Origin of the sequence: Pseudoalteromonas sp. SG45-1, from assembly GCF_014164135.1 — a bacterium.
GTDB classification, from domain to species: Bacteria; Pseudomonadota; Gammaproteobacteria; order Enterobacterales; family Alteromonadaceae; genus Pseudoalteromonas; species Pseudoalteromonas distincta.
In genome coordinates, this window is sequence record NZ_JACJEP010000032.1 from 1 (window position 1) to 23,971 (window position 23,971).

A 23,971-nucleotide genomic window follows, 5' to 3' on the forward strand; every position below is an offset into this window, starting at 1 on the left:
TCCATGCCGAACTCAGTAGTGAAACGAAACAGCGCCGATGATAGTGTAGCATTTGCTATGTGAAAGTAGGACATTACCAGGCTTCAAATTGTAGAGAGCCCGACTAGAAATAGTCGGGCTTTTTTACGTCTGCAGAAAAGTGAAATACGCGCAATTAACACCCACTCATATCGCGACACAAAGATAGTGTAGCATTTCACTGCGACTTTCTACCGCTGTGGGCACTACGACATTACCAGGCTTCAAATTGTAGAGAGCCCGACTAGAAATAGCCGGGCTTTTTTACGTCTGCAGAAAAGTGAAATACGCGTAATTAACACACACTCACAGCAACACCTATCACGTAGGTCGGGCGAGCGTAGCGACTCCCGACACAAAGAGAGTGTAGCATTTTACTGTGACTCTCCACCGCTGTGGGCACTACGACATCCTACTTCGTAGCGCACCGACTTCAAATTGTAGAGAGCCCGACTAGAAATAGTCGGGCTTTTTTACGTCTGCAGAAAAGTGAAATGTGCGCAATTAACACACACTCATATCGCGACACAAAGATAGTGTAGCATTTCACTGTGGCTCTCCACCGCTGTGGGCACTACGACATTACCAGGCTTCAAATTGTAGAGAGCCCGACTAGAAATAGTCGGGCTTTTTTACGTCTGCAGAAAAGTGAAATACACGTAATTAGCATCCACTCACAGCATCACCCATCACGTAGGTCGGGCAAGCGCAGCGACTCCCGACGCAGAAATCACAGAAAAATCCCTTAATATCTCAGTCGGCCAATAAAGTAGTATTTGCTACGTGACTTTCTACCACTGTAGGCACTACGACATCCTACTGCGTAGCGCACCGACTTCAAATTGTAGAGAGCCCGACTAGAAATAGTCGGGCTTTTTTACGTCTGCAGAAAAGTGAAATACACGTAATTAGCATCCACTCACAGCATCACCCATCACGTAGGTCAGGCAAGCGCAGCGACTCCTGAAGTTAATTTAATTTTTTTTATTTTTTATAAAAGCTAATTACTCTCATTTCCTTAGATAACAAATTTAATTTTGCTTTGTTACTGTCTTTGATTTAGGATCAAATCAGTTTAAAACCAAGAACTAACAGCCTGTGTATAGATTATTAATTAGCGCCATATCCATTTTATTTTGTTTTTCTGTGTCGGCAGTTGAAGTAACTGATCTATATCAAGATATTTTAAAAGTGGATGACAAAACACGAGATACTCGATTAGCTGCGAGTCGAAAAGCTTTGCTTAATGTTTTAGTGAAAGTAAGCGGTGATGAAACTGCGGATCAAAATAAATTAGCGCAGCAACGTACTAAAGATATTTCTGATTATATGCTTAAGTTTGAATATGACGAGAGAGCAAATGGACAATTGAAACTCGTTGTTAAATTTGAAGCTCGAAAGATCAACGCGCTAATCAAAGAGTTAAACTTACCTTTATGGGGAGTACAACGTCCATTAGTCGCAATATGGTTAGGTATTGAAGACAATTGGCGCAGAGAATTAGTAACACAAGAAAGTTACCCGCAGTTAGAGCAGTTAATTTATGACAAAGCAGGGCGTCGTGGTTTACCTGTCGTTGTTCCATTACTTGATTTACAAGATCGACGTCTAGTAGGTATTCCTGAGGTGTGGGGTAACTTTTCTGAACCAGTAGAAGAGGCCTCTAGACGCTACAGTGCTGAGCGAAGTATTACAGCAAGAATGTATAAAGAAGCTGATAGCGAAAATTGGATTTTAGATTGGCGTTTTACTAATGACGATCAATTTGATTCAAATAGATTAACGGGCGATAAGCAGCAAATAGTGAGCCAGATGATTGATACCTTAGCACGAGGTCTTGCAAGCGAGTATGCAATTGACCCAAATGCTTATTATGAACAAGCAACTGCTACGCTCACGCTAAAAGGCACACAAAGTTTTGTTGATATAGAATTAGCGAAACGAAGATTATTGAGCCTAAGTGTTGTTACGCAAGTCAAAATTGTTCGTAAAACACCGGAATTTGTTGAATTTAAATTAAATCATACTGGTAACTTGAGTGATCTTAAAAAAGGGTTAGGGCTAGACTCTTCATTTAAAGATTATGAGGATCCACGCGCATTTTATCATGTTGTTGATAAAAATAGCTTAGAGTATCAATGGGTAACACCATAATGCTAATGTCTGAGCCGATGCAAATGGCACTACCGGTTACTTTACCGGATGACGAAACATTTGCATCGTATTTTGGGGGAGAAGACTCTTTGGAGGTTAATCACCTAAAAGATAGCTTTTCCAAATTAGCAAAAACGTTTCAGTATACATACCTATGTGGTTTAGGTGATTCGGGCAAGTCTCATCTTTTATATGCAACCTGCATAAAAGCACAAGAGCGTGGCTTATCTAATATGTTGCTGTCTATGCGCGAAGTAATTGACTTTGGACCTATGGTATTAGACGGTTTAGAAGCACTTGATGTTCTATGTATTGATGACGTGCATTTAGTTGCAGGGAATGATGCGTGGGAAAAAGCACTATTTAACTTTTTTAACCGATTTAACGAACCCGGTAAAATGTTAGTAGTAACTGCTGATTTACTTCCTAGCATGCTCAATATATCTCTGCCTGATTTAGAGTCTCGTTTAACGTGGGGAACAACCTTTCAAATTCGTTCTATGAGTGATGACGATAAAGCACAAGCACTTGTTAAGCGCGCTCACATGCGCGGCCTTGAATTAAGTGATGAGTGTGCACGCTTTTTATTAACCCGTTTAAGCCGTGATATGCGAGCTTTATTAGATGTACTCGACAAATTAGATCATGCATCTATGGCTGCACAGCGAAAATTAACTATTCCTTTTATAAAATCAACGTTAAAGCTGTAGTAGGTCTAGAATCTAGACCCTGCTTTCAGTTATCATAAGCTATTATCAGAGCGTGTTTACCTTTCCTGATTGGAATTTGTTTAATTTAAGTGGGCTTTAATCGCGTCGTGAGGACATTAGCATAGTTTTTATATGCAATACCCGAACAACAAAGAGAGTAGCCACAAGATAAACACTTCAAACTGCATGTGTTTGGTCTTTATTTAGCGTTATTGCATCACTTATGTAGGAAACTACAGCCCAATGCTTAACCTTATTTAATAACCAACCACACTGTTGTAAAGCAATCTTGAAAGGCCAACACGCTCTTAAGCAATCACCTTCTGTGAAAGATCAGGTATCGAATGAACTTAGAAAACATATTAGCGCAAGCACTTGAGGCGGTAGCCAGTGCCAGTGAAATAGCGCAGCTAGAAGATATCAGGGTTAATTACCTTGGTAAAAAAGGCGAAATCACTAGCTTACTTAAAACGTTAGGTAAAATAGCACCTGAAGAACGTAAAGAAGCAGGCCAAGTTATAAACCAAGCTAAACAAGATGTACAAGCTGCTATCAACGAAAAGCGTGAATTGCTTGCAGGTAAAGCACTTGAAGAAAAGCTAGCTGCTGAAACTATAGATGTAACTCTGCCAGGGCGTGTTATGCCTACCGGCGGTTTACACCCTGTTACGCGCACTATTGAGCGCATAGAAAGCTTTTTCGGTGAGTTAGGTTTTGAAGTTAAATCTGGTCCAGAAATCGAAGACGATTTTCATAACTTTGATGCGCTAAATATCCCTGAGCACCATCCAGCACGTGCTGATCACGATACCTTTTATTTCAATCCTAAATTAGTACTACGCACACAAACTAGTGGCGTGCAAATTCGTACTATGGAAACTGAGCAGCCACCACTGCGCATTATTTCACCTGGACGTGTATACCGTAACGATTACGACCAAACACATACACCAATGTTCCACCAGGTTGAAGGTTTAATGGTTGATACCGATGTTAGCTTTACGGAGTTAAAAGGTATTTTGCATGATTTTTTACGTAACTTCTTTGAAGAGGATATGGAAATTCGTTTCCGTCCTTCATTCTTCCCATTTACAGAACCTTCAGCTGAAGTAGATGTTATGGGTAAAGACGGTAAGTGGTTAGAAGTACTAGGCTGCGGCATGGTACATCCCAATGTACTTAAGTCTGTGGGCATTGACCCAGAAAAATACACCGGCTTTGCCTTTGGCATGGGTGTAGAGCGTTTAACAATGTTGCGCTATGGCGTAAACGATTTGCGTGCATTTTTCGAAAATGACTTAAAATTCCTGAACCAGTTCCGTTAAGAGTGAAACAATAAAATGAAATTTAGTGAAAAGTGGTTAAGAGAGTGGGTTAATCCTGCTATTGATACGCAAGCTCTTTCGGAACAGCTTTCAATGGCTGGTCTAGAAGTTGATGGTGTTGAGCCTGCTGCTGCCAAATTTAATGGCGTAGTTGTTGGTGAAGTTGTTGAATGTGGTCAACACCCTGATGCAGATAAACTTCGTGTTACCAAAATTAACGTAGGTGGCGATGAGCTACTTGATATCGTGTGTGGTGCACCAAATTGTCGTTTAGGTATTAAAGTTGCTGTTGCAACTGTGGGCGCTGTACTTCCTGGTGACTTTAAAATTAAAAAAGCCAAACTACGCGGCCAACCTTCAAACGGAATGCTATGTGCTTTTGTTGAGCTAGGTATTAGCGAAGAAGGCGACGGCATTATGGAATTGCCAAGCGATGCACCAGTAGGCACTGATTTACGTGACTACCTAGGTCTTGATGACAATATTATAGATGTTGACTTAACACCAAATCGTGGTGATTGTTTAGGTATTAAAGGCCTTGCTCGTGAAGTAGGTGTTTTAAATAGCATTGACGTAAATGTATTAGATATCCCAGCGGTTACGCCAACAATTGATGACAAAGTATCAATTGAGCTAGTTAACGAAGATGCATGTCCTCGTTACCTTGGCCGTGTGATAAAGGGCATTAACCTTGATGCTGAAACACCACTTTGGATGGTTGAAAAATTACGTCGTAGTGGCGTACGTTCTATCGATCCTGTAGTTGATGTTACTAACTATGTATTACTTGAACTTGGCCACCCAATGCACGCGTTTGATTTAAATGCGATTGAAGGTGGTATTAAAGTTCGTAGTGCAAACGCAGGCGAAGAACTTGTTTTATTAGATGGTAATACCGCTAAATTAAACGACACAACACTTGTGATAGCCGATCATAATAAAGCACTTGCAATTGCGGGTATTTTTGGTGGGGAGCAATCAGGTGTTACAGATAAAACATCTGATATATTACTTGAAAGCGCATTTTTTAATCCTGTAGCAATTGCAGGACAAGCACGTAGCTACGGTTTACACACTGATGCTTCACACCGTTATGAACGCGGTGTTGATTTTGCTCTACAACACGATGCAATGGAACGTGCAACAGCACTTCTTCTTGAAATTGTGGGTGGTCAAGCAGGTCCAGTAGTTGAAGCTGTTGCGGCTGATAAACTACCAAAAGTGACTGAAGTACGTCTTCGTCGTGCACGTTTAGACCGTGTTATTGGTCATCATATTGAAGATGCTAAAGTAACAGATATTCTTACGCGTTTAGGTCTTGATGTTAAAGTAGAAAATGAAAGCTGGAGTGCGGACGTACCAAGCTACCGTTTTGATATTCGCATCGAAGAAGATTTAATTGAAGAAGTAGCACGTGTTTACGGTTACAACAGCATTCCAAATGTTGCACCAACTGCAAAACTTAAAATGACGACACATAACGAAGCAACTATTGCGCTTAGCAAGTTCCGCAATACGTTAGTGACTCGTGGTTACCAAGAAGCAATTACGTACAGCTTTGTAGACCCTAAAGCACAAGCTATTTTACACCCAGAGTGTAAAGCAATGGTATTACCGCATCCTATTTCAATTGAAATGTCAGCAATGCGTGTAAGTTTAATGCCGGGTTTATTAGCGTCTGTAGCGTATAACCAAAATCGCCAACAGCCTCGTATTCGTTTATTCGAACATGGTCTTAAATTTATAAGCGACGAAAGTGCAGAAAATGGTGTTTACCAAGTACCGGTTATTGGCGGTGTTATTACGGGTCTTGTAAATGGTGAACATTGGGTTGAAGAAAAACGCAATGTTGATTTTTACGATTTAAAAGGTGATGTTGAAGCCTTACTTGCAATTACCAATGACATTACTCGCTTTGAAATTAAAGCCGAGCAGTCAGATGGACTTCACCCTGGTCAATCAGCAGTAATATATGTTGATGGTAAAAAGGTTGGTTTTTTTGGTGCTTTACATCCTCAAGCTCAAAAGTCGTTAGATATCAACAACGCAACTTTTGTTTTTGAAATTGAAATGTCAGCAATAGAAAAAAGAAATTTACCGCAAGCCGAAGGGGTGTCTAAATTCCCTTCAAATCGCCGCGACATCGCGATTTTAGTGGCAGACAGCGTTAAATCTGGCGACATTTTAAGCGTGATCGAAAAAGTTGGCGGAAATCAATTGGTTGACCTAAACTTATTCGATGTGTATAAGGGCAAAGGTATTGAGCCAAATTATAAGAGTTTGGCGATTGCTCTAACACTGCAAGCGGTTGATAGAACACTCGAAGAGAAAGATATCAATCTAGTAGTTGATAACGTGGTGGCCGAATTGGCCGAACAGTTTAATGCATCGTTGAGGGACTAGATATGGCGCTTACTAAAGCCGACATAGCTGAACACCTATTTGAAAAGCTCGGGATCAATAAAAAAGATGCCAAAGATTTAGTTGAAGCGTTTTTTGAAGAAATCCGCTCAGCGCTAGAAAAAGGCGAGCAAGTTAAGCTCTCTGGATTTGGTAACTTTGATCTTCGAGACAAAAAAGAAAGACCAGGCCGCAACCCGAAAACAGGCGAAGATATTCCTATTTCGGCACGTCGCGTGGTGACTTTTCGACCAGGTCAAAAGCTTAAAACCCGCGTAGAAGTGGGCACAAGCAAAGCAAAATAAAAAAAGGCAGCGTAAGCTGCCTTTTTATTTGCCTGAATAACCTAGTTATTAAATTATACCAACCTGCATAAATCTTTGATCAATTTAACGAATTAAATAACACTATAACGTCGTTAAAATATTTTTATCTAGAACAACTAGATACAAGATTTTTGCCTAGTTCTAGCGTAATTTCCTTAACGTTAAATAGACCCCATACATAAGCAGATTGGTATTAGGTTATTTTTGCGATTATAAATTAAAACTCTCGAGGAGATACAAAATCACCTGCCATTATTTGCTGAAATGTTTGCTCTGCAAGTACATCTAGGCTATCTAAGCTTTTACCATTTGCGACTAATTTCTGCTCAATTTCAAATACATCAATATTTTCAATCCCCGACATTTGCGCTACTTTAGAAAATATATATGCGTGCTTAAACTTATCATGTTTATAAAAAAGACTAATAAGTGATGTATACACTTCCGGATTCGGTATGTTGTCTTTTTTATTGAGCTCTAGAGTTTTATAAAGTAAATCAATGGTTTTTTCATCATCAAATTTAATATAGTACGATGCTAAAAAAAATTGCATTTCGGCACTTTGCGTTACACTTTTATCATTTTCTATAGCCAATAATTTAGTCAACGCACTTTGGTTGTTATTTCGTGACCATTGGTAGTAGAGCAAACCTGGGTGGTTTGTATTTTGGGTATCTTGATATAACCGAGTCATTTCTTTGATACTCGTTAATTGACCATCAATACGTGACGTTTTTTTAGCTTTTAACTTAATATGTTCAATTTTAGCGGCCAAAGTTATGCATTGGTTATAAGATTCAAAGTCCTTGAGTAATTGGTATTTATTTTCATCAGTAGGGTCTTTGTATTCTATGTAGCGTTTGATAATTACATCAGAACGCTCATCCTTGCAGTGACTGTCTTTGTTTAAGTCGCTACAAAAACCAGGTGTTTCTTTGCACACTTGTGCGAGTGTTAACGGCTCTTCACACCCTGCCAATGTTAGCAAACCCAATAGTACACTTGCTTTTTTAAGCATTCCTTAACCCCAAATGAATATTTACTTTGTTATTCTAACGCAATCATTTAACGCCTAACAGTAGAGAATAACTTCAGTTTAAATTAGAATAGCCCTGCCTGAAGTGCATTACTCTCAAAATATAGTGCATTTTTAAAGGCTATCCGTTCAAAATGATAAACTTAGGTAAATAAAATGACCTCATCTCACGAGTTAGAATACACAAATAGTTGGCAAGAGCGCCAAGATTACGCAGAAAGCATGCAACCAATCATTGGTAAGCTTTACCGTAATCGTGGTATCGAAATCGCTGTATATGGCCGTCCTCTCGTAAATGCCAGTACTATCGATATTATCAAATCTCACAAAACCGTTGCTCAGTTTGAAGGCACTAAATTACGTTTGCGCGAAAGCTTCCCATTTTTAGAAGCTATCAGCAAAATGGAATTAAACTCAGCACGTATTGATATTGGTAAGCTTGCATATAGTTATTTGTTCACTGAAGCCGCAAAAGGTCGTTCAGTAGAAGAGTTTGTAAAAGATGAACTTGCAGAAATAACAGACTCACCAGCGAAAGAGCCACGCGATGTAGTATTGTATGGTTTTGGTCGTATCGGTCGTTTATTAGCGCGCTTATTAATTGAAAAATCAGGTCCATATTCAGATTTACGTTTGCGCGCTATTGTTGTGCGTGGTGGTAAAGATGGGGATCTTGAAAAGCGTGCAAGCTTACTGCGTCGTGATTCAATTCACGGTCCATTCAATGGCTCAATCACGATTGATAAAGAACGCAATGCAATTAAAGCTAACGGTAGCTACATTCAAGTTATTTACGCTAACTCTCCTAGCGAAATTGATTACACTCAATACGGTATCGACAATGCATTAATTGTTGATAACACCGGTATTTGGAAAGACGAAGCGGGCCTTGGCCAGCACCTAGAGTGTAAGGGCGCTGCAAAAGTATTATTAACAGCTCCTGCAAAAGGCAATATCAAAAACATCGTATATGGTGTTAATAACAAAGATATTTTACCTGAAGATAAAATTGTTTGTGCAGCAAGCTGTACAACCAATGCAATTACACCAACGCTTAAAGCATTGAACGATAAGTTTGGTATCAATAATGGCCATGTTGAAACTGTACACTCGTACACGAACGATCAAAACCTTATTGATAACTACCACAAAGCAGAGCGCCGTGGCCGTGCCGCAGCACTTAATATGGTAATTACTGAAACAGGTGCTGCAAAAGCGGTTTCAAAAGCATTACCAGAGCTTGAAGGCAAGTTAACAGGTAACGCAATCCGCGTACCTACACCTAATGTGTCGCTAGCTATTTTAAATCTTAACTTAGCAACAAGCACATCAGTTGAAGAGCTAAACGCATTTTTACGCGATACAGCACTTCATTCAGACTTACGTGACCAAATTGATTACACCGCATCAACGGAAATTGTATCTACCGATTTAGTAGGTAGCCGTTACGCAGGTGTTGTTGATTCACAAGCAACGATTGTTGAAGATAACCGTATCGTTTTATATGTATGGTACGACAATGAGTTTGGTTACAGCTGCCAAGTAGTTCGTTGTATGCGCGATATGGCCGAAGTGTCATTCCCAAGCTTACCTCGCTAATTTATTTGCAGTGACTTAAAAGCCAGCATGTTGCTGGCTTTTTTGGTCGTGTATTATTTTTAAAGCGTATGCCTTGTGATAGGCTTTAATTAAGAAGATGCACATTCGTTTTACTATTTATAAAATAATGTCAGTTCTGTGAATTAATAAGCAGATAAACTTATTCAACCTAAAGGTTTTTTCATGAAAATCAGCAGCAATTTCGACAGTGGTAATATCAAAGTTATTGAAGCCACCGATCCTTTAAATATTCAATTAGAAATTAATAAAGATCACCAGTCTGAATTTTATCAGTGGTTTCACTTTCGTCTTGAAACAACACCTTACCAATTGCATAAGTTAAATATTAATGAGCTTGATAAATCAGCTTACCCAGATGGTTGGGAAGGGTACCAAGCCGTTGCATCATATGACCGCCAAACATGGTTTCGTGTACCATCAAGCTATGAAAATGGCACATTAAGCTTTGAAATTGAACCAGAGTGCGGCAGCGTATATTTTGCTTACTTTGCGCCATACAGTTACGACCGCCATTTAGATTTATTATCTTGGGCACAAAGCCAAGGCGCTTGCCAATTAATAACGCTTGGTGAAACACTCGATGGCCGCGATATGAGTGTGCTTAAAATTGGTGAGCCAAGTGAAGACAAGAAAACCATTTGGATCACAGCACGTCAACACCCAGGTGAAACAATGGCGCAGTGGTATGTTGAAGGTCTACTGCACAAACTTCTTGATGACGAAGACCCACATGCAGCTGCGCTTCTATCAAAAGCAGTTTTTTACGTTGTGCCTAATATGAATCCAGACGGTAGCGCACGCGGACATCTTCGTACTAACGCTAAAGGTGTTAACTTAAACCGTGAATGGCAAACACCAAGCATGGAAAATAGCCCTGAGGTTTACTTAGTGCTTAATAAAATGCGCGAAGCTGGCTTAGATATGCACTTAGACATACACGGCGATGAAGCTATCCCATATAACTTTGTGGCAGGCAGTGAAGGTATTCCAAGTTACGATGAACGCTTAAAAGGCTTAGAAGATAGCTTTAAAGCTGCGCTTTTAACTATTACACCTGAGTTTCAAGATGAGCATGGCTATCCAAAAGATGAGCCAGGTCAAGCTAACCTAACGGTAGGTTCATCAGCTACGGCTGAAGAATTCAAAGCATTAACGTACACAATTGAAATGCCATTTAAAGACAACAACGATTTACCTGATCCAGATTACGGCTGGTCAGATCGTCGTTCGTATCAATTTGGTCAAGATACATTAGCGGCTATTGTTAATGTTGTTGATGATTTAAGATAAAACGTTTATCTAAAAGGGTATCAATAGTTTTGATACCCTTTTTGCTTTTAATAAAACCCTTTGTATAAAAAATAATAATCATATAGCAGCTTTATTCTTAAAACGTTTTCAACGCTTCTTCGCTGCGTATCATCACCGTATCGGTACAAATCAATCTACTTTCATTTAAATACTACAGATGTAATGCCTTTCGCCAAGTGTGTAATTATATATTTTGAAAATTAAGTGTTAACAAAGTTAGGTTACTTAAGTTAAGATTAATTAAATCATGAGTCGGGACGGGAGAGGTAAAACCTTATTTCGTAAAGCTTATGTAGCGTAGTAGCTAAAGCAGAGTCTCGTAATTAAAAATAATAAATATAACTATAGAGGATATCCATGGAAGCTTTTGTAAGTGCTGTTAATGATGTTGTTTGGAGTAATGCACTCATCTATTTATGCCTAGGCGCAGGCTTGTTTTATTCAGTATTAACTCGATTTGCTCAAGTTAGACATTTTAAAGAAATGTGTAAGTTATTATTTAGTCCTAACACGTCTGATAAAGGTATCTCATCTTTTCAAGCCCTTGCAGTATCATTGTCTGGACGCGTAGGCGTTGGTAATATCGCAGGTGTGGCAGCAGCTATCGGTTTTGGTGGGCCAGGTGCTATTTTTTGGATGTGGGTTGTTGCATTTTTAGGTGCAAGCACTGCATACGCAGAGTCTACTTTAGGCCAAATTTATAAAACAGAAGAAGACGGGCAATACCGTGGTGGCCCAGCGTATTATTTTGACCGTTGTTTAGGGCAAAAGTGGCTAGCTGTTTTATTTGCTGTTTCGGCGATTATTGCCTGTGGTGTATTTCTACCTGGTGTACAAGCAAATGCAGTAGGTAATGCGTTTACCCAAGTGTTTGGCAGTGGCAACATGGTTACTACTAGCTTTGGTGACGTAGGTAGCTTTAAGTTAGTCGCTTTAGCAATCATCCTTATTGTTTTAGCGTTTATTATTTTTGGCGGTATAAAGCGTATTGCAAACTTTACGCAAGTAGTAGTGCCATTTATGGCACTGGGTTACATAGTACTGGCATTAATCGTGGTATTTTTAAATTTAGATAAAGTAGCTGATATATTCTATTTAATTATTAGTGATGCATTTACTGCACAGGCTGGTTTTGGTGCCGCTATTGGTTGGGGCGTAAAGCGTGGTATATATTCTAATGAAGCTGGCCAAGGTAGTGGGCCTCATGCTGCAGCCGCTGCAGAGGTTGATCACCCAGCTCAACAGGGTTTAGTGCAAGCTTTTTCGGTTTATGTTGATACCATTTTTGTGTGTACTGCAACAGCATTAATGATTTTAATAACGCAGCAATATAATGTTGTGGGTGATTTACCAGCAGGACAGTTTATTGTACAAAATGTCGATGCAGCGACTGAAGTAGGCTCAGCAGCCTTTACTCAAATGGCTTTATTTAGTGTATTTGGCAGCTTTGGACAAGCATTTGTCGGTATTGCATTATTCTTCTTTGCCTTTACCACAATACTTGCTTATTACTTCATTGCAGAGACAAATATTGCTTACTTAAATCGTTACTTTAAAGGCAATATCCCGCTTGTCCTTGTGAAATTTGTGATTATGTTCATGGTTGCATACGGTATGGTTAATAATTCAGGTTATATTTGGACTATTGGAGATATTGGCGTTGGCTTAATGGCTTGGATTAACATATTGGGTATTTTAGCTATTTTCTTTGTAGCTAAGCCAGCTTTGTTATGTTTGAGCGATTATGAGGATCAGAAGAAAAAAGGCGGAAAAATCACATTTGACCCAGTTAAATTAGGGATTAAAAACGCCTCGTTTTGGGAAAAGCGTCTAGAGAAACAGTCAAAAGACGCTGAGTAATTAAACTTAGTGGGCAACTTAGAAAATTATAGCCCCTAAATCAGTTGTTGGTTTGAATTCAAAAAAGACAACGAGAAATAAAACAAGTACAATAAAGGCGCCGAAAGGCGCTTTTTTTATGCGTAGTATGGAGAGAAGTATGGCGATTATTCGTTGCCCAAAATGTGCAAAATCAATTTCAGATAAACATAAGCAATGTCCGCATTGCGAAAGCAACATTGCAGAGCTAAACGACGAGCAAGTTTTACAACTTCAGCGCGAACAGCGAATTAAAAAAAAGCAGATGTTTATAAATCACTCCTTTTTGGCGCTTATCTTATTTTTAGGTGGTTTTTTCTGCTTGTACTTTTTACAACCGCAAGAAGAAACACTTCAGTGGTATGCTTACACTGCCGCAATAGGCATAGGCTGTATCTGGTACCTTATAAATCGTATTATTTTAGTGACTCTAAAAAAGAAAAAATGACATGAACATCGACAATCTTGTACAAAATATTACTCCCGAATTATTCGAACGCTTACAATACGGTGCTTCTACTGGCAAGTGGCCAGACGGTACCGTTTTATCAGATGAACAAAAGCAACAAACAGTGCAGTTGGTTATGTTGTATCAAGCAAAGGTGGCTCAATCAAACGAGCAATTTACGATTGGTGCTAATGGTGAAATGATCCAAAAGACAAAAGCTCAACTACAAAAAGAATTCAAATCAGACAACGAAATAGCTAGGTTTAGTGAACATGATCTTTAAGCACCTTTTTACACCTAAGTGGAAACACCCAAAGCAACAAGTACGTCTTGATGCTATCGAAAAATTAGACATTGAACGTGATGCAACCATATTAAACACGTTAGCACTTGAAGATAGCTCAGCTGAAATTCGCCGTAAAGCGCTGCAAAAGGTAAACAATTTGCCGCTATGGTGGAAAGCGTATAAACAAGATCAAGCATTAAAAGATATAGCAGAGCTGCAAATATCTAATGCTGTTTTAAATAGCGAAAGTACACTAACAGCGCAAATCAAAAGTGAATACATAGAGCGTTTTGCACCTGTTAAAACACTCGAAAAGTTAGCATTTGCAGAAAAAGAACTGCAAGTACGCGTTAAATTATTAAAACGTTTAGCAAATCCAAAATTAGTAGAAAAAGCATTTAAAGAAGGTAGCGAAGAGCTACAAACTCAGTTAGTTGAACTTGTTATTACCCATCAATTAATTAAGCCATTAGTAAAACATGCAAAAGGTGATGCAAAAACAGCTCTTGAAACGCATATTGAAAATGAGCGTTTAGCAATTGAAATGCCACTTCAGGTTGAAAGTTCAACACGTGTTATTTTAGCTAAGTTAAATGCTTTACGTGAAAAAACAGATTTTGGTGTTGTAAATTCACAAGCCGGCGAATTAATGGCCCAGTGGCAAGCACTTGAGCTCAAATGGTTAAGTGATGAACGTGTAAAGCTTCTTGATGAAAAATACACTTCGATTACCACTAAGTTAGATGCACACATTGAACAGCTAAAAGCGGTACATGACAAAGAGCAGCAGCAATTAGCGCAACAACAGCGTCAATTATTAGCACTTGCAACACTTGAAGCTTTAGGTGAAGAAATTGAAAATGCCTTACAGCTTGGTCTTGAAACTCCAGAGCAAATTCAACAAGATTGGCTTGATGCAAAAGTAGCGCAAGCTAAGCAAGCTATTAGCGAAACAGAACTTGCTAATAATGCACAATCAAAACTCGCTGTAAGCAAGTTAGAAAAACTATTTACTCAAGTTGCTAAGTTACCCGAGCTAACAACGGCTATTAAAGAGTACAAACTCGCTTTTGCAGCATTATGCGAAATTAAGCCAGCAGAGGATTTAGCACAATACGATGCAACTCTAACTGAATTTAATAATGGCTTTAAAGCAGCGCGTAATCATTTGAATATTTTAGATGGCGCACTGCAAAGTACCTTTAAAACACAGTTAAATGGGCATAAAAAGCAATTTTTAGCATCAATGAATGAGCTAGTTAAGCCACTTGAAAAAAACCAAAGCCAAGCAAAGCGCAAAGCTCGTGATGTTAAGCGCCTAATTGAAGAAGGTCGTTTTAATGTTGCTTTTGGCGTGTTTAAAGGCTTTGAAGAGTTATTTAATACACTTACTGAGCAATATCAGCAGCCACTTGTGAACATAAAAGCAGACCTTGAAGCGCAACTTGCAGATGCGAAAGATTGGCAAAAATACGCTGCAGCACCAAAGCGTAAAGCTTTATTAGAAGAAGTAAGTGCATTAGTAAGCGAAGAGTGTACAGACCCACAACAACGCGCAGAGCAAGTAAAAGCGCTACGTAAACGCTGGAATGAGTTAGGTCGTTTAGATACAGATGAAGAAAAGCTACAAGGTGTGCAGTTTGATGAACAAATCGAGTTGTTATTTGCGCCTTGCCGTAGTTACTTCGCAGAGCAAGAAGTGCAACGTGAAGCATCAAAAGCACAGCGTGAAAGTATTATTAACGACATGCATGCGCTCCATTTACAGCCAACTGCTGAGGATGATTTTGATTGGAAACAATATGAAAGCCAATACAATCGTTTAAATAAAGCGTGGCGCAGTGTGGGTAAAGTTGACCCTAAAACATACCGTACACTAAACGATCGTTATAAAAATGAGCAACAACAAGTACTGGCTTTATTAAACGCATTTCATAAAAGTAATGCAGCACTTAAAAATGAGTTAGTAGAAAAAGCGCAGCAATTATCACAAAGCGATGATTTAGCCGCTGCCTGCCAAGAGTTGAAGCAAATGCAGCAGCAATGGCAAACCATTGGCTTTGCTGGTTTAAAAGCTGAAAATGCGTTATGGCAAAAGTTTCGTCAGTATAACGATGAAACATTTACTAAGCGTAGTAGTGAGTTTGAGCAGCAAAAACTCGAGCAAAACGAGTCAGATAAACAAGCAATTGCAGAACTTGCTGAGCTTGAAGCAGCACTTAGTGATGTTAATCAAAGAGCGCAGTTGCACGACCTAGAAACAAAAGTGAAAGGGTACACGCAATTTAGATCGTTAGCGCCAAAGGTTACTAAGCTACTAGCTGCTATTGAAGATAAACTTGCATTGCTTACAAGTAAATCTGAGCAAGCTAATTTAGATGCATTAATTACTGCACTTGAAAACAATGAAGCGTTACCAAGTCAGTATCAAGCACCGCTTAAAACAACATTAAGTAAAGAGCAACTTATTACTCGTATGGAAATACTAGCGAACGTAAGTTCAACCGATAAGTCACTTAGAATGGCAGAACAAGTAGCCATGCTAGATGACAAACATCGTGGCGATCATGCTGATTTAAACTATTATTTAAAACAGTTATTAGCGCTCAGTGACGGTTCAGTTGAACCTGACACACTAACGCGACTTAAAGCGACACTTGCAGCTTAATACACTAGGGGGTGTTGACCTTTCGTGGTTGAATTTGCAGCAGACTGTTTGGTATTTAGGCAAGGCAGTGTCTATGTAGTGTGGTTATTCCCCATAAATAGGCGATAACGCAGCATAAATGCCAAACATGCGCTGCCCTTTGGGTTCTTTCTAGGGACGATTAACTCTTTGTTGCTCGGTTTTGACTTAGCCCGCTAGGTTACAAACCTCACGCCGCGATTAAATCGACCCTAGATTGAACAAATTTCAATCCACAAAGGTCAACACTCCCTAGAACCAGCACAATATGTGCTGGTTACTATTTTACTAAGCCGCTTTAATAGCGGCTTTTTTATGTATCACTAATTCATAAACAAAAGGGTTCTCATGAGAATTTTAGTTATTATTGCAGCGTTATTTTTAACTGCCTGTAATACCACGCAAGGCATATCAGTATATTCATTTACTAACTCTGAGGTTGAGTCTGTACTGGGTAAGCAATTACCAAAGTTAAGTGAAAAAGTAAGCTTAATGGGTTTGCCGGTTCAGTTTGATGTAAACGATTTAAGTGTAAATATTGGGCCTGATAACCGCGATGTTGTTGTGCTTGGTGCCGATTCGAGCGCTGAAATTAATGCATTCGCACTTAAATACCCAGTGCGTTTAAAGCTACAAATTGAAGGTAGCCCATTTTACGACAGTGAGAAAAAAGCGGTATTTTTACGTAATATTAAATTACTTGATTCGAGTGTTGATGCTGGTGGTTTCAAAGGTAATTTAGGTGCACTTGATAGCCAAGCAATGGATGTTATTAATGCTTTTTTAGCGGTTAACCCTGTTTATACTCTAAATATGGATGACCCTAAAATGATGCTACTTAGTAAGCTTCCACTTGATATGAAAGTGGTTGAAGGCGCAATTAAGCTAGTACCTCGTCTATAAGTAGATCTACCTACTTATAATAGACGTATTAATTAGCCTGACTTTCAGGCTAATTAGGTTTTAATATTATGGCGGCTCCTCGTACTGTTCCCACTTCTAGGCTTTCTCGCTTTGCAAAATTAGGCTCACTTGCCACAGGTGTTGCTACCAACATGTTAGTTGATGGCGCTAAGAGCGCGCTAACAGGTAAAGGTTGGGACAATAAAAGCTTACTGCTACAACCTAAAAACATTGAAAAACTAGCTATACAGCTATCTCATTTACGTGGCGCTGCAATGAAGTTGGGGCAATTGCTTTCAATGGATGCCGGTGATTTACTTAGTCCTGAATTGGCTCAGTTACTTGCTTTACTGCGCTCAGACGCGAATCCAATGCCTCATAAGCAGCTTGTTGAAGTGTTAAAAGAGCAATGGGGGGATGAGTGGCTAGCGCGTTTTTCTCATATTGAATTAAGACCTTTTGCAGCGGCTTCTATAGGGCAAGTTCATTTAGCTTATAAAGAAAATGGCGATCAGCTTGCTGTTAAAATTCAATATCCTGGTATTGCTAAAAGTGTAGTAAGTGATGTCGATAACGTTATTTCGTTATTAACGATTTCTCGATTATTGCCAAAAGATCTTAATATTAAACCACTTATTGGTGAGGCTAAGGCACAGTTATTAGCTGAGGCTGATTATAAACGTGAGGCTCAGTACTTAATACGTTATAAAAATGCATTAGCAACTAATCCCCACTTTAAAGTACCCAACGTATATCCAGAGCACAGCACACAACAAGTGCTAACTATGGAGTATATAAAAGCAGAACCTATTGAGAGCATTACAGAGCTACCAGATAGTCAAAAAAGCTTTGTTGCAGAGCAACTGATTGATTTGTTTTTTAAAGAAATGTTTGAATTTAAATTAATTCAAACCGACCCTAACTTTGCCAACTTTCATTATCAGCTTGATACACAAAAAATTGTTTTATTTGATTTTGGTGCAACGCGAGAAATATCAACCGAGCTTAGCTTAGCGTACTTAGCCTTATTTAAAGCGGGTAGCGAAAACAACCGAGAAGGTGTACTTAAAGCGGCATCACACATAGGTTATTTTAAAAATGACTTAGTTGATGAGTATAAAAACAACGTCATTGATTTATTTTTAATGGCGTGCGAGCCACTAAGAGCAGAAGGGGAATTTGATTTTAAAAATAGCGAACTCGCGCTCAAAATTAAAAATGCAGGGCTTGCCCTTAGTGCGCAATCTCAACAATGGCATACACCGCCCGTTGATGCGTTATTTATTCACCGAAAACTTGCAGGACTTTATTTAATAGCCGCAAGGCTAGGTGCAAAAATAGATGTAAAAACGTTATTTAAGCACTATTTATAGCGTTTTAACTTACGCGTAAGTGCACTTTAAGTAATGAGTGCACTTAGCGTATAAAATTGTCATAATGCTCGCGATATTTCGCGAGGTGTATTTATGATAAAACAATTTTTAAACGATCCTAAATTATTGCTAAACGCAGTAGGTGAGGGCATATACGGTTTTGACCTATCGGGTAATGCGGTGTTTGTTAATCCTGCCGCTGAGCGCATGACAGGTTGGTGCGCTGAGGAACTATTAGGTAAAAAAATACACCAATATCATCACCATACTCATGCTGATGGCACACCTTATCCCGCAGATGAATGCCAAATTTACTGCACCATGTTTGACGGAAAGCGTCGTGAAGTTAAAAATGAAGTTTTTTGGCGTAAAGACGGTAGCTCATTTGCAGTTCAATACACTTCAACACCGGTTTATCAAAATGATAAGTTAATTGGTGCTGTAGCGGTATTTCGCGATATATCACTGCAACAGCAAACACAAAATGCACTGCAAGAGGCACTTACTCAAGTAAAGCACTTAAGTGAGCAGCTAAAAGATGAAAACAACTACTTAATTGCAGAGCTCAACGAAGACTGGCAAGACTCAGGGCTAGTTGGACAAAGCCATATATTTCAAACCATGTTAGATCAAATAAAACTGGTAAGTGAAACCGACAGCACAGTGCTTATACTTGGCGAAAATGGCACGGGTAAAGAATTAGTAGCCCGTAATTTGTATCGACTAAGCAAGCGTAGCGAACAAGCTTTTATAAAAGTAAATTGCGCCGCATTTACCCCAAGCTTGCTAGAATCGGAATTGTTTGGTCATGAAAAGGGCGCGTTTACAGGTGCCAATGACCGCCGTAAAGGGCGCTTTGAACTTGCTGATAAAGGCACCTTGTTTTTAGATGAGATAGCAGAGCTTCCACTTGAGGCGCAAAGTAAATTACTGAGAGTCCTGCAAGAACAAGAGTTTGAGCGTGTGGGTGGCAGCAACACGCTAAAAGTAAACATTAGAGTAATTGCAGCGACTAATCGCGACTTGTGGGAAATGGTACAAAAAGGCACGTTTAGAATTGATTTGTATTATCGGCTCAATGTATTTCCTATAAAAGTACCCGCCCTTAAAGATCGAAAAGAAGATATTCCTTATTTATGCGCTAATTTGATTGCGCAGCTAAATAAACGGCTCGGGAAAAACTTAAAAGGGCTAAGTAAAAAAGCAATTACGCAGCTGCAGGCTTACGATTGGCCAGGCAATATTAGAGAGCTGCAAAATGTACTTGAACGTGAAGCTATTTTATCTAATCAAGCGGTACTTCAGCTAAGTCAGCCTTTGCAAGCGGGTGGTGAAGTTGTTATTAATCCTTCACTTACGCTCGATGAAGCGCAAAAGCAGCATATAACCTCTGTTCTCGCGTTATCGCACTGGCAAATATCAGGTGATAAAGGAGCGGCAGTTAAATTGGGCTTACCTGAGAGTACACTACGCTCAAAAATGCGAAAGTTAGGGATCGCTAAAAATTCGTGATATATCGCGAAGTACGCTTTATATCGCGAGGTTGCTTTTTATTTTTTTGAAATAATTTCTTTAATATCAATGAAGTAATTTAAGTTTCAGCTTGGTCTGAAAGTTGCAAATGCTTGCGTAACACCCGTCATTATGAAGCAAGTACTATGAAGTTTGATATTAAAGAAGAAGACATGATCATTAAGCCCTATAACACAGAAGGGCCAATTTATATCCGCGAGCAAAAAGGATTTTTTCAGCGCATACGCCGTAATTTAGGTTGGCTGCTAATGCTCACTTTTATTGCAATACCGTGGATCCAATATAACGGTCAACAAGCTGTGCTGCTTAATGTGGCAACGCAAACCTTTACTATTTTTGGTTTAACACTCCTTCCTCAAGATTTTATGATTTTAGCCCTGCTATTCATGGTGGGGGCTTTTGCGTTATTTTTTGTAACCAACTGGCTTGGTCGGGTTTGGTGTGGTTATACCTGCCCGCAAACAATATGGATGCTCATGTTTTCGTGGGTAGAGCAGCGCATAGAAGGCACTCGAAATCAGCGAATTAAATTAGATAAATCTCAGTGGACGCTAAGTACTTGGCGCAAAAAAATAACTAAGCACAGTGCGTGGATTATTATTTCAGTTTTAACCGCCACCTCGTTTATGGCGTATTTTATTCCAGCAAAAAGTTTGTATATGGAAATGCTTACATTTGAATGGTCAGGTATTACGAGCTTTTGGGTGTTTTTATTCGCTTTTTGCACTTACGGTAATGCAGGGTTTTTACGCGAAAAAATGTGCACGATTGCTTGCCCGTATTCTCGTTTTCAGGCTGTTATGTTTGATAAAGATACGTTGCTTGTAACCTATGATAGCACGCGCGGTGAAAGCCGAGGGCCACGTAAACGCAAAGCTGATCCAAAAGAGCTTAACTTAGGTGACTGTGTAGACTGTAACTTGTGTGTAGAGGTATGCCCTGCAGGTATAGACATTCGAAATGGCTTACAATATGAATGTATAAACTGTGGCTTATGTATTGATGCTTGCGACGATACCATGGAGAAATTTGGTTATCAAAAAGGCTTAATTAAATACGCCAGCGAAAAACAAATGGAAGGCAAAAAAACCAATCCATTTAGATTAAAACTAATAGGATACGGCGCATTAACGGCTTTGTTAATCATTTCTATGTTTGCATGGATGCTGCAACGCACACCAATAGAAGCCTCAGTACTACGCGATAGGAATGCGCTTTATAGAGTGAACTACGAGGGCTTGGTAGAAAACCCTTATACACTTACTATTATTAATAAAACGCAGCAAGCACTGCATTACAGTATTGCCATAGAGGGCTTGCCAGAAGCAACACTCTCAAGTCCAAGTTCTACACTTATACAGCCAGGTGCAATGAAAAGAGTCCCCGTTACTGTAACAGCCGATGGTTACAATATTGCGCACAAAGTGAGTAAGTTACAATTTATAGTAACAGCGCAAGAAGATGCCAGCATTACTATAACCAAAGACAGCCAATTTTATAAAAATTAGTACAGTATATAAGCTCTATATAAACAACGACTTGAGCTCTACCTAGCTCAAGTCATTGTTTAATTCATTTAAAATAAAATGCTTTGCAGATTCTAGATTATCAAAAAGACAATCTTTGAAAGTAACGTCTCTTTTGGCGTTTTGCATTATTCGTTGCATTTGGCTTATAGCAATAGGTGATGTAAGCACAAACGCGCTAATTAAACAGTTGTTTTGCTGCATGCTGTGGCTTATGGCTACCATTTCTTGCTCGGCCTGTGGGGTTGCAGCTACAACGTTTGATGAGTCACTTATATAACCCCATTTCTCGCCTTTAAATGATTGAATGGTTTCAAAAAGCGCTGTTTTAAAATTACTTAAAAGCTCAAGTTCTAGGTTTCCGCTAAATTGTGCAATAACTATATTATTTTCAAGCGATAAATTAACGTGTCCGTTTTCATTTTTGTATTCCATTAATACCTCCTAAATTAGCTTTTTATCTAAATTTAGTTTAGCAGCCAATAGGGTACAAGCGGCTGCAAACTTATTAAAGTGCTTTAATATAGTTAAGGGCGCTTTTAATAACCGCTACTTGCGCCAAAATACATTCTTCATCTGTGGCTGTTGGACTATCAGGGTATACCTCTGTTGTGGTTACATAGGGTGCATCTGTAAAGCCCATACACAAACCTAAATCGCGTGCTGCGTAATTAATAACGCCAAATTGCTCTTGAGGGACGCCTATTAGCTGGTTATTTTCATCACTCGGTGCAATGTGCGTGACCTTTGCTACATCTTCGATAATTACTTTTTGAAATTCAGGCTCAGGCTTATTGGTATCGGCCACTAAATAAAACCCATCAGGTATGTTCCAATTAGTGTTTGTTGTGCCTTCACGGGCAGCAAGTGCGGGTCTAAATTCACTGTTATCGCTGTCGGTTGTTTCGTGTAAATCAATATGAGCAACTAAGTCTACATTGAGTGATTTTACAAACGCCATAATAGCTGCTGACTCTTGTGCTGGGCTGCCTTCGTAAAATGAGCGGTTAGGATCAATAGCATCAGGGTTCCAGCGGTTTATAGTTTCATATCCCCAAGGGCTAATACAGGGCGCAACAACAATATTAAACTGCTCTGAGTGTTGCATAGCAGATGTTTTAGCAAATCTAAGTGCGCCATGTACGCCACTGGTTTCGTAGCCATGTACACCACCTGTGATTAAAACAGTTGGTTTATTGGCATTAAAGTTAGGCGTTTTTAATATATATAATGGGTAAGTACCAGCGGCGTAATTAAGCTCGCCGTATTGCTCTATATCTAAGGTGCTTTTAAGGTCATTAATTAGCGTTACGACTTCGTTTTGGTAACTGCGTTTAATGTTTTGGCGTGCTAACCACTGGGCTTTATCGTTGTTATTCCATTTTTTGCCTAGTGTGCCAATAGGGTATGTGCTGTTAGTCATAATAAACCTTTATATCAACTGTTATTTGTTCTCCTATAAATAAGGAGGGCAATTACAATTGGTAAAATTACTTAATAAAGGCGTAGCTTAACGCTGAGTAAATTAGCGTGCAAATTAAAACGTTAAAGTCATATTTTTAATAGCGCGTGATTGCTGGGCTTTAATATAACTTTGGTTTGCGAACTCACCCGAAATACTACCTAGTCGTTCACGCTTTACACTAACTGTTAAACTACACGTTTTACTTTGATCTACTTGCGAGCTGCTAAACATATCTAAGCTTTGCAAATCTATTTCAAGGCGCGAAGTGCCAAGCGCAAAAAGCATTGATTGTAAAAGTGTTTCATTATTATTGTTAGTGCAGCTACTGCTAAGTTCTACTTGACTAGTACTATTGGGATCAGTGCCATCTAACTGAACTGTAAGGGGACTATTAATACTAAAAGTTTGGTTGTTACTCGGGGTTAAAATAATAAAATTTAAAGGTAGTTCCACACCTGAATTCGCATTTATGCCATCGTCTCGTTTAAATTTTATATCAAACTGTTGGTTATCATCAGTAGCATTTATATACGCTTGGTAATCAACGTCTAAAAAGTCGGTATCTTTTGTAAGTACAATAGCAGTGTTATTAACAACAGCTTGCAATGAGTCGCTATCGCTTAAAATAATGTTTGAGCCATTAGCATCTCCCGCATTTAGCTCTGCGTTAACACGCGTGCGGTTACCGTCAGAAATCAGTTCAAAGCCTGCCCAAATTCCTTTTGTTTTTACTAAATTCGACTCTGTTTCTGTTGTACAGGCGCATAATAATAAAATTAAAGCAGTTGTGGTAATGCACTTTTTAAGCATGTTAGCTCCTTTTAACCACTGAATTAGCTATAAGTAATTGTTTAATTGCGGATATACCTGGTAAATATATTAAGTGTATTTGTGCATTGTTACACAACACACTATCTGTAAATGTTTAAAATTGTTAATGGTTGTGAGTAAAATGATAACATTAAGTTTTAAA

General features: G+C 39.0%; 19 protein-coding genes. 15 read left to right on the plus strand and 4 right to left on the minus strand.

The genetic code is table 11. The features are described from left to right. The first annotated feature begins 1,116 nt into the window (after positions 1-1,116). From H5117_RS18400 to ihfA, 5 genes are all read left to right on the plus strand, one after another. On the plus strand, positions 1,117-2,172 hold the full coding sequence (locus H5117_RS18400; RefSeq protein WP_024596168.1) for a DUF2066 domain-containing protein: 1,056 nt from the start codon (positions 1,117-1,119) through the stop codon (positions 2,170-2,172). Continuing rightward, complete coding sequence (hda, locus tag H5117_RS18405) at positions 2,172-2,882, plus strand: DnaA regulatory inactivator Hda (RefSeq protein WP_002960693.1); 711 nt, start codon at positions 2,172-2,174, stop codon at positions 2,880-2,882. Before H5117_RS18400 ends, hda begins: the two co-directional genes overlap by 1 nt. A gap of 344 nt (positions 2,883-3,226) precedes the next feature. Continuing rightward, positions 3,227-4,207: a phenylalanine--tRNA ligase subunit alpha gene (gene pheS / locus H5117_RS18410; protein ID WP_182734245.1), complete on the plus strand. Its 981-nt coding sequence runs from the start codon at positions 3,227-3,229 to the stop codon at positions 4,205-4,207. A gap of 15 nt (positions 4,208-4,222) precedes the next feature. Next, positions 4,223-6,610, plus strand: a complete 2,388-nt coding sequence (gene pheT, locus H5117_RS18415; protein ID WP_002960691.1) for a phenylalanine--tRNA ligase subunit beta — start codon at positions 4,223-4,225, stop codon at positions 6,608-6,610. A gap of 2 nt (positions 6,611-6,612) precedes the next feature. Continuing rightward, on the plus strand, positions 6,613-6,912 hold the full coding sequence (gene ihfA, locus H5117_RS18420; protein ID WP_002960690.1) for an integration host factor subunit alpha: 300 nt from the start codon (positions 6,613-6,615) through the stop codon (positions 6,910-6,912). A 238-nt stretch (positions 6,913-7,150) separates the two neighbouring features. Here ihfA and H5117_RS18425 read toward each other — a convergent pair whose 3' ends face one another. Further along, the gene (locus H5117_RS18425; protein ID WP_024596170.1) at positions 7,151-7,951 is read right to left on the minus strand and encodes a DUF2989 domain-containing protein; all 801 of its coding nucleotides are present in this window, start codon (positions 7,949-7,951) and stop codon (positions 7,151-7,153) included. Between the two features lie 174 nt (positions 7,952-8,125). Here H5117_RS18425 and H5117_RS18430 point away from each other — a divergent pair, with 174 nt between their 5' ends. The 10 genes from H5117_RS18430 to ccoG all read left to right on the plus strand — a co-directional run bounded on the left by H5117_RS18430 (position 8,126) and on the right by ccoG (position 21,515). After that, a complete protein-coding gene (locus tag H5117_RS18430; RefSeq protein ID WP_002960684.1) occupies positions 8,126-9,568 on the plus strand; it encodes a glyceraldehyde-3-phosphate dehydrogenase in 1,443 nt (480 codons plus the stop codon). Positions 9,569-9,751: 183 nt separating this feature from the next. Next, complete coding sequence (locus H5117_RS18435) at positions 9,752-10,879, plus strand: M14-type cytosolic carboxypeptidase (RefSeq protein ID WP_002960683.1); 1,128 nt, start codon at positions 9,752-9,754, stop codon at positions 10,877-10,879. A gap of 378 nt (positions 10,880-11,257) precedes the next feature. Next, positions 11,258-12,760: a sodium:alanine symporter family protein gene (locus H5117_RS18440; RefSeq protein ID WP_002960681.1), complete on the plus strand. Its 1,503-nt coding sequence runs from the start codon at positions 11,258-11,260 to the stop codon at positions 12,758-12,760. A 139-nt stretch (positions 12,761-12,899) separates the two neighbouring features. Then, positions 12,900-13,226: a hypothetical protein gene (locus H5117_RS18445; RefSeq protein ID WP_002960680.1), complete on the plus strand. Its 327-nt coding sequence runs from the start codon at positions 12,900-12,902 to the stop codon at positions 13,224-13,226. A gap of 1 nt (position 13,227) precedes the next feature. After that, entirely contained in the window at positions 13,228-13,509 is a 282-nt protein-coding gene (locus tag H5117_RS18450) for a YeaC family protein (RefSeq protein ID WP_007378333.1), read from the plus strand. Next, positions 13,499-16,180, plus strand: coding sequence for a DUF349 domain-containing protein (locus tag H5117_RS18455; protein ID WP_182738838.1), 2,682 nt, complete (start codon positions 13,499-13,501; stop codon positions 16,178-16,180). Before H5117_RS18450 ends, H5117_RS18455 begins: the two co-directional genes overlap by 11 nt. Positions 16,181-16,546: 366 nt before the next feature. Then, positions 16,547-17,101: a DUF1439 domain-containing protein gene (locus H5117_RS18460; RefSeq protein WP_002960677.1), complete on the plus strand. Its 555-nt coding sequence runs from the start codon at positions 16,547-16,549 to the stop codon at positions 17,099-17,101. A 68-nt stretch (positions 17,102-17,169) separates the two neighbouring features. After that, the gene (locus H5117_RS18465) at positions 17,170-18,474 is read left to right on the plus strand and encodes an AarF/ABC1/UbiB kinase family protein (protein ID WP_182696239.1); all 1,305 of its coding nucleotides are present in this window, start codon (positions 17,170-17,172) and stop codon (positions 18,472-18,474) included. A gap of 93 nt (positions 18,475-18,567) precedes the next feature. Then, on the plus strand, positions 18,568-19,986 hold the full coding sequence (locus H5117_RS18470) for a sigma-54-dependent Fis family transcriptional regulator (protein ID WP_182696238.1): 1,419 nt from the start codon (positions 18,568-18,570) through the stop codon (positions 19,984-19,986). Between the two features lie 146 nt (positions 19,987-20,132). Beyond that, positions 20,133-21,515 (plus strand): cytochrome c oxidase accessory protein CcoG, encoded by a 1,383-nt coding sequence (ccoG, locus tag H5117_RS18475; protein WP_182738839.1) that lies wholly within the window; start codon positions 20,133-20,135, stop codon positions 21,513-21,515. Between the two features lie 42 nt (positions 21,516-21,557). On the opposite strand, the gene H5117_RS18480 is transcribed toward ccoG, so the two are convergent. The 3 genes from H5117_RS18480 to H5117_RS18490 form a co-directional block, all read right to left on the minus strand. After that, on the minus strand, positions 21,558-21,968 hold the full coding sequence (locus H5117_RS18480; RefSeq protein ID WP_182693656.1) for a hypothetical protein: 411 nt from the start codon (positions 21,966-21,968) through the stop codon (positions 21,558-21,560). Positions 21,969-22,041: 73 nt separating this feature from the next. Continuing rightward, a complete protein-coding gene (locus tag H5117_RS18485; protein ID WP_182738840.1) occupies positions 22,042-22,956 on the minus strand; it encodes a M14 family metallocarboxypeptidase in 915 nt (304 codons plus the stop codon). Positions 22,957-23,070: 114 nt separating this feature from the next. Next, positions 23,071-23,808, minus strand: coding sequence for a hypothetical protein (locus H5117_RS18490; RefSeq protein ID WP_182738841.1), 738 nt, complete (start codon positions 23,806-23,808; stop codon positions 23,071-23,073). Between the last annotated feature and the right edge of the window lie 163 nt (positions 23,809-23,971).